At 71.7% G+C, this 12,174-nt stretch carries 11 protein-coding genes; all 11 read left to right on the top strand.

Annotation, left to right across the window (positions count from 1 at the left end; genetic code table 11):
* Nucleotides 1–171 precede the first annotated feature (171 nt).
* The 11 genes from ACWCWD_RS23730 (at nt 172) to ACWCWD_RS23680 (ending at nt 12,096) form a co-directional block, all read left to right on the top strand.
* Nucleotides 172–1,983: a DUF5941 domain-containing protein gene (locus ACWCWD_RS23730; RefSeq protein ID WP_450775331.1), complete on the top strand. Its 1,812-nt coding sequence runs from the start codon at nt 172–174 to the stop codon at nt 1,981–1,983.
* Nucleotides 1,980–2,714, top strand: a complete 735-nt coding sequence (locus ACWCWD_RS23725) for a phosphocholine cytidylyltransferase family protein (RefSeq protein ID WP_450775329.1) — start codon at nt 1,980–1,982, stop codon at nt 2,712–2,714. The genes ACWCWD_RS23730 and ACWCWD_RS23725 overlap by 4 nt, the downstream gene beginning before the upstream one ends.
* A complete protein-coding gene (locus ACWCWD_RS23720) occupies nt 2,702–3,763 on the top strand; it encodes an iron-containing alcohol dehydrogenase family protein (RefSeq protein WP_450775327.1) in 1,062 nt (353 codons plus the stop codon). Before ACWCWD_RS23725 ends, ACWCWD_RS23720 begins: the two co-directional genes overlap by 13 nt.
* Entirely contained in the window at nt 3,741–4,520 is a 780-nt protein-coding gene (locus tag ACWCWD_RS23715) for a CDP-alcohol phosphatidyltransferase family protein (protein ID WP_450775325.1), read from the top strand. The genes ACWCWD_RS23720 and ACWCWD_RS23715 overlap by 23 nt, the downstream gene beginning before the upstream one ends.
* Nucleotides 4,521–4,527: 7 nt before the next feature.
* Complete coding sequence (locus tag ACWCWD_RS23710; RefSeq protein WP_450775323.1) at nt 4,528–5,400, top strand: glycosyltransferase family 2 protein; 873 nt, start codon at nt 4,528–4,530, stop codon at nt 5,398–5,400.
* A gap of 111 nt (nt 5,401–5,511) precedes the next feature.
* On the top strand, nt 5,512–6,441 hold the full coding sequence (locus ACWCWD_RS23705; RefSeq protein WP_450775321.1) for an ABC transporter permease: 930 nt from the start codon (nt 5,512–5,514) through the stop codon (nt 6,439–6,441).
* Nucleotides 6,434–7,219, top strand: a complete 786-nt coding sequence (locus ACWCWD_RS23700; RefSeq protein WP_450775319.1) for an ABC transporter ATP-binding protein — start codon at nt 6,434–6,436, stop codon at nt 7,217–7,219. The genes ACWCWD_RS23705 and ACWCWD_RS23700 overlap by 8 nt, the downstream gene beginning before the upstream one ends.
* Before the next feature lie 429 nt (nt 7,220–7,648).
* Nucleotides 7,649–8,557: a squalene synthase HpnC gene (hpnC, locus tag ACWCWD_RS23695; RefSeq protein WP_450775317.1), complete on the top strand. Its 909-nt coding sequence runs from the start codon at nt 7,649–7,651 to the stop codon at nt 8,555–8,557.
* A complete protein-coding gene (hpnD, locus tag ACWCWD_RS23690; protein WP_450775315.1) occupies nt 8,554–9,507 on the top strand; it encodes a presqualene diphosphate synthase HpnD in 954 nt (317 codons plus the stop codon). The genes hpnC and hpnD overlap by 4 nt, the downstream gene beginning before the upstream one ends.
* A 100-nt stretch (nt 9,508–9,607) precedes the next feature.
* On the top strand, nt 9,608–10,996 hold the full coding sequence (gene hpnE, locus ACWCWD_RS23685; protein WP_450775313.1) for a hydroxysqualene dehydroxylase HpnE: 1,389 nt from the start codon (nt 9,608–9,610) through the stop codon (nt 10,994–10,996).
* Nucleotides 10,993–12,096, top strand: coding sequence for a polyprenyl synthetase family protein (locus tag ACWCWD_RS23680; RefSeq protein ID WP_450775311.1), 1,104 nt, complete (start codon nt 10,993–10,995; stop codon nt 12,094–12,096). The genes hpnE and ACWCWD_RS23680 overlap by 4 nt, the downstream gene beginning before the upstream one ends.
* The last annotated feature ends 78 nt before the right edge of the window (nt 12,097–12,174 follow it).

The raw sequence follows: 12,174 nt of genomic DNA, 5'->3' as shown, positions 1-12,174 counted from the left end.
GAGCACAAACGGGCAGTGAACTCAACCTTCTGTTCATCCGATAGCCTCTGCCGATGTGCCGCAGGCCCGCGGGCCCGTAGGCCCGCAGCCCCGTTCACGGGTCGCCCCGCGTGCCCGCCCATGCCCGGATCCAAGGAGTGAGTTCGTCTGTCGACCGCCATTCTCACCGGTGTGCCGGTACCCGGGTCGTCGATCGAGGACGACCTGCGCGCCCTCGGCTTCGACGTCCGCACGGCCGCCGACGCCGGTGAAGCCGCCGCACTCCTCGGAGCCGTCCCCGCGAGCCACCGCGTCGCCCTCGTGGACCCCCGCTTCGTCGGCCACGTCCACGCCCTGCGCCTCGGACTCACCGACCCCCGCTTCGCCGCCGCCGCCCTCCCCGGCGCGCTGACCGTGCAGCCCGAATCGCGGGCCGCACTGCTGCACGCCATGGACCGGACCGCCGCGGCGGTCGGTGCCGGACGGCCGGTGGCCGGGGACGGCGGACCGGACCATCCGGAGGACCGCACGGTCCCCGGCCGTATCGCGCTCGCCCTGGAGACCGAGGGGACGGCCGTACAGCGCCCCGAACTCGGTTCGCTCACCGCGACCGTCCCCACCACGGACGAGGAGCTGGCCGCCGCCCGGGCGGCCGTCGCGGCCGTGGACGACGAGGCGGTACGGCTGCGCAGCGCGGTGAAGGCGCACGACGGCTTCTTCACCACCCACTTCATCAGCCCGTACTCCCGCTACATCGCCCGCTGGTGCGCGCGGCGCGGACTCACCCCGAACCAGGTCACCACCGCCTCGCTGATCACCGCGCTCGTCGCGGCCGGCTGCGCGGCGACCGGGACCCGGGCCGGGTTCGTGGCCGCCGGGCTGCTGCTCCTCTTCTCCTTCGTCCTGGACTGCACCGACGGGCAGCTGGCCCGCTACTCCCTCCAGTACTCGACGATGGGCGCGTGGCTCGACGCCACCTTCGACCGCGCCAAGGAGTACGCCTACTACGCGGGCCTCGCGATCGGCGCCTCGCACATGGGCGGCGGCGACGACGTATGGGCCCTCGCGCTCGGCGCCATGGTGCTCCAGGCATGCCGCCACGTCGTCGACTTCTCCTTCAACGAGGCCAACCACGACGCGGTCTCCAACACCAGCCCCACCGCCGCCCTCTCCGACCGGCTCGACAGCGTCGGCTGGACGGTCTGGCTGCGCCGGATGATCGTGCTCCCCATCGGCGAACGCTGGGCCATGATCGCCGTGCTGACCGCGGTCACCACACCCCGGATCGTCTTCTACGCCCTGCTCGTCGGCTGCTCGCTGGCCGCCTGCTACACCACGGCCGGCCGGCTGCTCCGTTCGCTGACCCGCAAGGCACGGCGTACCGACCGCGCCGCGCGTGCCCTGGCCGACCTCGCCGACTCCGGCCCCCTCGCCCGGGCCGTGGCCGTCGTCCGCCGTCCGGGCGGTGGCTTCACCGCCCCGCTGCTGGCCCTGGTGGGCAGCGGTCTGATGATCGCGACGGCCCTGGTCACCCCCTTCGGCAGCTGGTGGCCGGTGGCCGCCGCCGGGGTGTACACGCTCTTCGCCGGACTCGCCGTCTCGCGCCCCCTCAAGGGCGCCCTCGACTGGCTCGTCCCCCCCTTCTTCCGGGCCGCCGAGTACTGCACGGTCCTGGCACTGGCCGCCCGCAGTGGCGTGCCCCACGCCGTTCCCGCGGCATTCGGCCTGGTAGCGGCGGTCGCCTACCATCACTACGACACGGTGTACCGGATCCGGGGCGGCACGGGAGCCCCGCCGCAGTGGCTGGTCCGCACCGTCCTCGGGCACGAGGGCCGCACCCTCGTGGTGGCCCTGTTCGCCGCCGTACTCACCACCCGTTCCAGCTTCACCACGGCCCTCACCGCGCTCGCCGCGGCCGTGGCTCTGGTGGTGACCGTGGAATCCATCCGCTTCTGGGTGTCCTCCTCGGCCCCCGCCGTACACGACGAAGGAGAACTCGCATGATCGGCCTCGTACTGGCAGCAGGTGCAGGACGCCGACTGCGTCCCTACACGGACACCCTGCCCAAGGCACTCGTGCCGGTGGACGGCGAGAAGACCGTGCTCGACCTGACCCTGGCCAACTTCGCCGCGGTCGGTCTGACCGAGGTCGCGATCGTCGTCGGCTACCGCAAGGAGGCCGTGTACGCCCGCAAGGCCGAGCTGGAGGCCACGTACGGCCTCTCGATCACCCTCGTCGACAACGACAAGGCCGAGGAGTGGAACAACGCCTACTCCCTGTGGTGCGCCCGTGACGTCCTCAAGCGCGGCGTGATCCTCGCCAACGGCGACACCGTGCACCCCGTCTCCGTCGAGGAGACCCTGCTCGCGGCGCGCAGCGAAGGCCGCCGGATCGTCCTCGCCCTCGACACGGTGAAGAGCCTCGCCGACGAGGAGATGAAGGTCATCACCGACGAGAAGGGCGTCCGCCGGATCACCAAGCTGATGGACCCGGCGACGGCCACCGGCGAGTACATCGGCGTGACCCTGATCGAGCCCGAGGCCGCCGAGGAGCTCGCCGACGCCCTGAAGGCGACGTTCGAGCGCGACCCCGACCTCTACTACGAGGACGGCTACCAGGAGCTCGTGAACCGCGGCTTCACCGTCGACGTCGCTCCCATCGGCGAGGTGACCTGGGTGGAGATCGACAACCACGCGGACCTCGCGAAGGGCCGTGAGATCGCGTGCCAGTACTGACCCGGCTCATCCCCTCCCCGCTGGTCGTCGACATCCGCCGCGGCGCGATGGACGACCTCGCGGGGGTCCTCCACGACCAGCGGATCTCCACCTCGGGCAAGCTGGCCATCGCGATCAGCGAAGGTTCCGGCCGCGCCCTGAAGGACCGGCTCGCGCCGCTCCTGCCCGGGGCGGACTGGTACCCCGTGAGCGACGGCACGATCGACTCCGCGGTGCGCCTCGCCAACGGGATCAAGGGCAACCGGTACGACGCCGTGGTGGGCCTCGGCGGCGGCAAGATCATCGACGTGGCGAAGTACGCCGCCGCGCGCGTCGGGCTGCCGCTGGTCGCCGTGGCCACCAACCTCTCGCACGACGGCCTCTGCTCACCGGTCGCCACCCTGGACAACGACAACGGCCGCGGCTCCTACGGCGTGCCCACGCCGATCGCCGTCGTGATCGACCTCGACGTGGTCCGCCGGGCACCCGCCCGCTACATCCGTTCCGGCATCGGGGACGCCGTCTCCAACATCTCCTGCGTCGCCGACTGGGAGCTCGCCCAGCGGATCAACGGCGAAGAGGTCGACGGGCTCGCCGCCGCCATGGCACGCCAGGCGGGTGAAGCGGTCCTGCGCCACCCCGGCGGCATCGCCGACGACGACTTCCTCAAGGTGCTGGCCGAGGGCCTGGTCCTGACCGGCATCTCGATGGCGGTCGCGGGCGACTCGCGCCCCGCCTCCGGGGCGTGCCACGAGATCAACCACGCCTTCGACCTGCTCCACCCGGCGCGCGCCGCCAGCCACGGCGAGCAGGTCGGCCTCGGCGCCTGCTTCGCCATGCACCTGCGCGGCGCACACGCCCAGTCGCAGCAGATGGCCACCGTCTTCCGCCGCCACGGCCTGCCCGTGCTGCCGGAGGAGATCGGCTTCACCGCCGACGAGTTCGTCGAGGTGGTCGACTTCGCCCCTCAGACGCGCCCGGGTCGTTTCACGATCCTGGAGCACCTCAACCTGTCCACCGACCAGATCAGGGACGCGTACGCCGACTATGCAAAAGCCATCCGTAGCTGAACTCCGTCCGGTCGTGCACCCCCCGGGCGTGAAGGACCGCCGCAGTGGTGAGCACTGGGGTGGACGGCTCTACATGCGCGAGATCTCCCTGCGCATCGACCGGCACCTGGTGAACACCCGGATCACCCCCAACCAGCTGACCTACGTCATGACCGTCGCGGGCGTGCTCGCCGCGCCGGCGCTGCTCGTCCCCGGCATACCGGGAGCGGTGCTGGGCGTGGTCATGGTCCAGCTCTACCTGCTGCTCGACTGCGTCGACGGTGAGGTCGCGCGCTGGAAGAAGCAGTTCTCGCTGGGCGGGGTCTACCTCGACCGGGTCGGCGCCTACCTCTGCGACGCCGCCGTACTCGTCGGGCTGGGCCTGCGCGCCGCCGACCTGTTCGGAACCGGGCGGATCGACTGGCTCTGGGCGTTCCTCGGCACCCTCGCCGCCCTCGGCGCCATCCTGATCAAGGCGGAGACCGACCTCGTCGGTGTCGCACGCCACCAGGGCGGGCTGCCGCCCGTCAAGGAAGCCGCCTCCGAGCCCCGCTCGTCCGGCATGGCGTTCGCCCGCCGGGCCGCCGGAGCGCTCAAGTTCCACCGCCTGATCCTCGGCGTCGAGGCGTCCCTCGTCGTGCTGGCCGCCGCCATCGCCGACATGATCAGGGACGACCTCTTCTTCACCCGCCTCGCGGTCGCGGTCCTGGCGGGCATCGCCCTGCTCCAGACCGTCCTGCACCTGGTGTCGATCCTGGCGTCCAGCCGTCTGAAGTGAGCACCCCATGAAACTCGGCGCGGTCATCATCACCATGGGCAACCGTCCCGTGGAGCTGCGCGCCCTCCTCGATTCGGTCGCCGCCCAGGACGGCGACCGGATCGAGGTCGTGGTCGTCGGCAACGGGGCACCCGTGCCGGACGTCCCCGAAGGCGTCCGGACCGTGGAGCTGCCGGAAAACCTCGGCATCCCCGGCGGCCGCAACGTCGGCATCGAGGCCTTCGGCCCCGGCGGCACCGACGTGGACGTCCTGCTCTTCCTCGACGACGACGGCCGGCTCCCGAGGACCGACACCGCCGAGCTGTGCCGCCGGGCCTTCGAGGCGGACCCGGAGCTGGGCATCGTCAGCTTCCGCATCGCCGACCCCGAGACCGGCACCACCCAGCGGCGGCACGTGCCCCGGCTCCGCGCCTCGGACCCGATGCGCTCCTCCCGGGTGACGACCTTCCTCGGCGGTGCCAACGCGGTCCGCACCGCGGTGCTCGCCGAGGTCGGCGGGCTGCCCGACGCGTTCTTCTACGCCCACGAGGAGACCGACCTCGCCTGGCGGGCGCTCGACGCGGGGTGGCTGATCGACTACCGCGCGGACATGGTCCTCGACCACCCCGCCACCGCCCCGTCCCGGCACGCCGTCTATCACCGGATGGTCGCCCGCAACCGGGTCTGGCTCGCCCGTCGCAACCTCCCCGCCCCGCTGGTCCCGGTCTACCTGGGCACCTGGGTGGTGCTCACGCTGGTACGCCGCCCCTCGGCGCCCGCCCTCAAGGCGTGGCTCGGCGGTTTCCGCGAGGGATGGACCACACCGTGCGGCCCCCGACGCCCCATGCGGTGGCGTACGGTCTGGCGGCTGACGAGGCTGGGCCGTCCTCCCGTGATCTGAGCCTGTGAGGCTCTGAGACCATGGGTTCCGTATGCATTCCTTTCCGGGTCCTGTCCGCCTGCGCCGCGCTCCTTCACCGGCCGCGTGGATCGAAGACGAGAGTTTCCATCTGTGAGTGACACAACGCATGACGGGCGGGTCGCCATGAGCACCCCGCCGTCGGCCGACGAGGGGCTGAGCCCGGCACAGCTGGCCGAGAAGTACGGCCTCACCGTGAGCGGTGCCCGGCCCGGTCTGTTCGCCTACGTCCGCCAGCTCTGGGGCCGCCGCCACTTCATCCTGGCGTTCTCCCGGGCGAAGCTGACCGCCCAGTACAGCCAGGCGAAGCTCGGCCAGCTGTGGCAGGTGGCCACCCCGCTGCTGAACGCGCTGGTCTACTACCTGATCTTCGGCCTGATCCTCGGCACGCGGAAGGGCATGAGCCAGGACGTCTTCATCCCGTTCCTGGTGACCGGCGTCTTCGTCTTCACGTTCACCCAGAGCTCGGTGATGGCGGGTGTCCGCGCCATCTCCGGGAACCTCGGCCTGGTGCGGGCCCTGCACTTCCCCCGGGCCTCGCTGCCGGTCTCGTTCTCCCTCCAGCAGCTCCAGCAGCTGCTGTACTCGATGATCGTGCTGATCATCGTCGCGGTGGCGTTCGGCAGCTACCCCACGCTGTCGTGGCTCCTGGTCATCCCCGCCCTGCTCCTGCAGTTCTGCTTCAACACCGGCCTGGCGCTCGTCATGGCCCGCCTCGGGAGCAAGACCCCCGACCTGGCGCAGCTGATGCCCTTCGTGATGCGGACCTGGATGTACGCGTCCGGCGTCATGTTCTCCATCACGGTGATGCTCCAGGACAAGCCGCAGTGGATCGCCAACGTGCTCCAGTACAACCCGGCGGCCATCTACATGGACCTGGTCCGCTTCGCCCTCATCGACGGCTACGGCGCGGAGAACCTCCCGGCCCACGTCTGGGCCGTCGCCACCGCCTGGGCGCTCGTGGTGGGCGCCCTGGGCTTCGTGTACTTCTGGAAGGCAGAGGAGCGGTACGGCCGTGGCTGACGACAACACCCAGGGACGGGTTCCCACCGTCATCGCGGACGGCGTCCACATCGTGTACCGCGTCAACGGCGGCGGTGGCGGCAAGGGCAGCGCCACCGCGGCCCTCAGCCGCATGATGCGCCGCGGCAAGGGCGAGCCCCGCGGCATCCGCAAGGTCCACGCCGTGCGCGGGGTGAGCTTCACCGCCTACCGGGGCGAGGCCATCGGCCTCATCGGCACCAACGGCTCCGGCAAGTCGACGCTGCTGCGCGCCATCGCCGGCCTGCTGCCGACCGAGAAGGGCCGGGTCTACACGGACGGCCAGCCCTCGCTCCTCGGCGTGAACGCCGCCCTGATGAACGACCTCACCGGTGAGCGCAACGTCGTGCTCGGCGGCCTCGCCATGGGGATGAGCCGCGAGGAGGTCCGCTCCCGCTACGACGGGATCGTGGAGTTCTCCGGGATCAACGAGAAGGGTGACTTCATCACCCTCCCGATGCGGACCTACTCCTCCGGCATGGCGGCCCGCCTGCGCTTCTCCATCGCGGCGGCCAAGAACCACGACGTCCTCATGATCGACGAGGCGCTGGCGACCGGTGACCGGAAGTTCCGGGTCCGCTCCGAGGAGCGCATCCGCGAGCTGCGCAAGGAGGCCGGCACGGTCTTCCTGGTCAGCCACAACAACGGGACGATCCGCGACACCTGCGACCGGGTCCTCTGGCTGGAAAAGGGCGAGCTGCTCATGGACGGGCCGACGGAGGAAGTCCTCCAGGCCTACGAGCGGGAGACCGGCAAGTAGTACGGCCGCCGGCACGGGCCGGACACCTCGGAAGATGCCAGGCGAAACGCTTCGCCTGGCGGCTGCCCGGGGAGTCCGGCCCGTCCGCCTGTGGTGGTAGCCGGAGATCGCTTCTCCACCTGGCGGACGATGCCAAGTGCCCCGATGCCGTGGAAGGTTGGGACTCCGGAAACCGGGCGCGACGGCGCGCAACACCCGGTCGATGCCGTGTGATCCGTACAACGTAAGCTGTACCGGTGCTGATTCGCGGCAAGTGTGCCGATACGCCCACAGCACGCGACCAGTGTGCCCCGGGCACTCGGGAGGTCGGGCGGCGTGTCCGAAAAGGGATGTTTTGGGTCAGCAGTGTAGAACGGGAGATGTGACGGCAATGACGGACAATCTCCAGCTCCGACGTGGTTTCGCCGTCCCCGCGCCGGGCGGTACGACGTGACCCGTACCCGTCAGGCGCCCCCGGTCGCCACGCTCGACAAGGCCGCGGACGAGAACTTCCCCGTGGCTCCCTTCTTTCTGCCCCGCGCCTGGCGCGACGACCTGATGGCGGTCTACGGATACGCCCGGCTCGTCGACGACATCGGCGACGGCGACCTCGCCCCCGGCGGTGCCGACGCCCGCCACCTGGGCCTGGAGCCCGGACGGAGCGACGACCGGCTCGCCATGCTCGACGCCTTCGAGGCCGACCTGCGCCGCGTCTTCTCCACCGGGGGCGACGACCCGCACCACCCCCTGCTGCGCGCCCTGCGCCCCACCGTGCGCCGCCGCGCGCTCACCCCCGAGCCGTTCCTCGGGCTGATCGAGGCCAACCGGCAGGACCAGAAGATCCGCCGCTACGCGACCTGGGACGAACTCCTCGCGTACTGCGAACTCTCCGCCAACCCGGTCGGCAGGCTGGTCCTCGCCCTCACCGGGACCTCCAGCCCGGAGCGGGTACGCCGCTCGGACGCCGTCTGCACCGCGCTGCAGATCGCCGAACACCTCCAGGACGTCACCGAGGACCTCGGCCGCGACCGGATCTATCTGCCCGCCGAGGACATGGCGCGCTTCCGCGTGACCGAGGCCGACCTGGCCGCTCCGACCGCCGGGGCATCGGTGCGGGCCCTGATCGCCTGGGAAGCGGCACGCGCCCGGGAGCTGCTGGACGAGGGCGTCCCCCTGGTGGGCAGCGTCCAGGGCAGACTCCGGTTGCTGCTCGCCGGATTCGTCGCCGGAGGGCGGGCCGCCCTCGACGCGGTCGCGGCGGCCGGCTTCGACGTACTGCCCGGACCGCCCAAACCCACGAAGCCCAGCCTGCTGCGCGAAGTGGGAGTTGTCTTGCGAAGTGCGCGAAGAGAGGGATGACTCCGAAAGTGGAGGGACAGACGACGTCCATGTCGGCACCGGTAGCGGCGGCATACAGCTACTGCGAGGCCGTCACGGGTCAGCAGGCACGTAACTTCGCCTACGGCATCAGGCTGCTTCCGTCCGAGAAGCGGCAGGCGATGTCCGCGCTGTACGCCTTCTCCCGCCGGGTCGACGACATCGGCGACGGCGAACTCGACCCCGGGACGAAGAAGACGCGGCTGGAAAGCACCCGCGAACTGCTCGGCAGAGTCCGCGACGGCAAGGTCGAGGAGGACGACACCGACCCGGTCGCCGTCGCGCTCGCCGACGCCGCCCGGCGCTTCCCGCTGCCCCTCGGCGGCCTCGACGAGCTGATCGACGGCGTCCTGATGGACGTGCGCGGGGCGACGTACGAGACCTGGGACGACCTGAAGACCTACTGCCGCTGCGTCGCCGGAGCCATCGGCCGCCTCAGCCTCGGCGTCTTCGGTACGGAGCCCGGCGCGCCCGGGGCCGACCGTGCCGCCGAGTACGCCGACACCCTCGGGCTCGCCCTCCAGCTCACCAACATCCTGCGGGACGTGCGCGAGGACGCCGGCAACGGCCGTACCTACCTCCCCGCCGACGACCTCGCCAAGTTCGGCTGCTCCGAGGGGTTCCACCGGGCCACCCCGCCCGCCGGCTCGGACTTCGCGGGCCTCATCCACTTCGAGGTCCGCCGGGCCCGCGCGCTCTTCGCCGAGGGATACCGGCTGCTGCCGATGCTGGACCGCCGCAGCGGTGCCTGCGTTGCCGCGATGGCCGGGATCTACCGACGCCTGCTGGACCGCATCGAGCGCGACCCCGGGGCCGTCCTGCGCGGCCGGGTCTCCCTGCCCGGCCACGAGAAGGCGTACGTGGCGGTCCGCGGCCTCTCCGGACTCGACGCGCGTCACGTCTCGCGCCTGACCAGGACCGGCCGCGCGTGACCCACTCCGGCCGGCCCGTGTACCGGGCAACCTTCCACTGGCCGACGACGTCCTTCCCTGGGACGATTCTGTGGTCCATGACCCGACGGGAGGGCGAGGCATGACCGGCACCGCACCGCTCCCCACGCGCGCCGTGGTCGTCGGCGGCGGTCTCGCGGGCATCACGTCCGCCCTCCGCCTCGCCGACGCAGGGGCCGACGTGACCCTGCTCGAAGGCCGCCCCCGGCTCGGCGGACTCGCCTTCTCCTTCCGTCGCGGGGACCTGACGGTCGACAACGGACAGCACGTCTACCTGCGCTGCTGCACCGCGTACCGGTGGTTCCTGGACCGCATCGGCGCGGCCCGCCTCGCCCCGCTCCAGGACCGCCTCGACGTACCCGTCCTCGACGTGGGCCGGCCCGCCGGACCCCGGCTCGGACGGCTCCGGCGCACCAGCCTGCCCGTACCGCTGCACCTCGCCGGCGGGCTCGCCGCCTACCCGCACCTCTCGCTCGCCGAGAAGGCGTCCGTGGGCCGGGCCGCACTGGCCCTCGGACGGCTCGACCCGGCCGACCCCGCACTGGACGACGTCAGCTTCGCCGACTGGCTGCGCCGGTACGGCCAGTCCCCGAGGACGGTCGAAGCCCTCTGGGACCTCGTCGGGGTCGCCACCCTCAACGCGACCGCTGAGAACGCCTCCATGGCGCTCGCCGCGATGGTCTTCAAGACCGGCCTGCTCTCCGAGCCCGGCGCCGCCGACATCGGATGGGCGGCCGTGCCGCTCGGCGAGCTCCACGACACCCTCGCCCGCAAGGCCCTCGACGCCGCCGGAGTACGCACCGAACTGCGCGCCAAGGCCACCTCGCTCACCCGGGCCGAGGACGGTACCTGGACGGTTCTGACCGAGAACGAGCGGATCGAGGCCGACGCCGTGGTCCTCGCCCTCCCGCAGCGGGAGACCCACGCACTGCTGCCCGACGGCGCCGTCGAGGACCAGGACCGGCTGCTCGCCATCGAGGACGCCCCCATCCTCAACGTCCACGTCGTCTACGACCGCAAGGTGCTGCGCCGGCCGTTCTTCGCCGCGCTCGGCTCCCCGGTCCAGTGGGTCTTCGACCGCACCGAACCCTCCGGGCTCCGCGGCCCGGGCCAGTACCTCGCGCTGTCGCAGTCGGCCGCACAGGACGAGATCGACCTGCCCGTCGCCGAACTGCGCGCCCGCTACCTGCCCGAACTGGAGCGCCTCTTCCCGGCGGCGAGGGGTGCGGGCATCCGCGACTTCTTCGTCACCCGCGAGCGCACCGCGACCTTCGCGCCGGCCCCCGGCACGGGGCGGCTGCGCCCCGGGTCCCGCACCCGGCTGCCGGGACTCGCCCTGGCGGGCGCGTGGACGGCGACCGGGTGGCCCGCCACCATGGAGGGCGCCGTCCGCAGCGGAACCACCGCCGCCACAACAGCGATCCAGGGGCTCAGGAGCCCGAACGAACATCCGCTGCAGGAGGCGGCATGAGCAGTACCACCGGAACAAGAGGAGAGTCAGTGACCCCGGCGAATCCGGCTTTCGACACCGTGGCGGACACCACGGACGTCACCGCGCTTCTGGAGCGCGGACGGGCCCTGTCAGCGCCGGTTCTGCGGGCTGCCGTGGACCGGCTCGCGCCGCCCATGGACACCGTCGCGGCCTATCACTTCGGCTGGATCGACGCCGATGGACGGCCCGCCGCCGGAGACGGCGGCAAGGCCGTCCGGCCCGCGCTCGCGCTGCTGTCGGCCGAGGCCGCGGGCGCCCCCGCCGAGGCCGGTATCCCCGGCGCCGTGGCTGTCGAACTCGTGCACAACTTCTCGCTGCTGCACGACGACCTGATGGACGGGGACGAGCAGCGCCGCCACCGCGACACGGTCTGGAAGGTGCACGGCCCCGCCCAGGCGATCCTCGTCGGCGACGCGCTGTTCGCACTGGCCAACGAACTCCTCCTGGAGCTCGGCACCGTCGAGGCGGGGCGCGCCGCACGCCGCCTGACCACCGCCACCCGCAAGCTCATCGACGGCCAGGCGCAGGACATCTCCTACGAGCACCGCGAGCGGGTCACCGTCGAGGAGTGCCTGGAGATGGAGGGCAACAAGACCGGCGCCCTCCTCGCCTGCGCCGTCTCCATCGGCGCGGTGCTCGGCGGCGCCGACGACCGGACCGCCGACACCCTGGAGGCCTACGGCTACCACCTGGGCCTCGCCTTCCAGGCCGTCGACGACCTGCTCGGCATCTGGGGCGACCCGGAGTCCACCGGAAAGCAGACCTGGAGCGACCTGCGCCAGCGCAAGAAGTCGCTGCCCGTGGTCGCCGCCCTCGCGGCCGGCGGCCCGGCCTCCGAGCGGCTCGGCGCACTGCTCTCCGCCGACGCGAAGAGCAGCGACTTCGACAGTTTCTCCGAAGAGGAGTTCGCCGCCCGCGCGGCACTCATCGAGGAGGCGGGCGGCCGCGAGTGGACCGCCCAGGAAGCCCGCCGTCAGCACGCCGTCGCCATCGAGGCGCTGAACGGTGTCGACATGCCGAGTGAAGTACGGGCGCAGCTCACCGCGCTCGCCGATTTCGTCGTCGTCCGAAAGAGATGATCACCATTCGTATATGACTCGCAGTCGCCGGCCGGTGTCCCTCGGGGCACCGGCCGACGGAGACCCCAGCACAGCAGA

Source organism: Streptomyces sp. NPDC001493, assembly GCF_053597235.1.
The sequence above is the reverse complement of the archived record's forward strand: the minus strand, read 5'-3'. Positions and strand labels throughout refer to the sequence as shown.

Excerpts from the sequence above, each read along its gene's own strand:
- hpnD (WP_450775315.1), top strand. The coding sequence starts at position 8,554 with ATGACTCCGAAAGTGGAGGGACAGACGACGTCCATGTCGGCACCGGTA.
- ACWCWD_RS23710 (WP_450775323.1), top strand. The coding sequence starts at position 4,528 with ATGAAACTCGGCGCGGTCATCATCACCATGGGCAACCGTCCCGTGGAG.
- ACWCWD_RS23715 (WP_450775325.1), top strand. The coding sequence starts at position 3,741 with ATGCAAAAGCCATCCGTAGCTGAACTCCGTCCGGTCGTGCACCCCCCG.
- ACWCWD_RS23725 (WP_450775329.1), top strand. The coding sequence starts at position 1,980 with ATGATCGGCCTCGTACTGGCAGCAGGTGCAGGACGCCGACTGCGTCCC.
- hpnE (WP_450775313.1), top strand. The coding sequence starts at position 9,608 with ATGACCGGCACCGCACCGCTCCCCACGCGCGCCGTGGTCGTCGGCGGC.
- ACWCWD_RS23680 (WP_450775311.1), top strand. The coding sequence starts at position 10,993 with ATGAGCAGTACCACCGGAACAAGAGGAGAGTCAGTGACCCCGGCGAAT.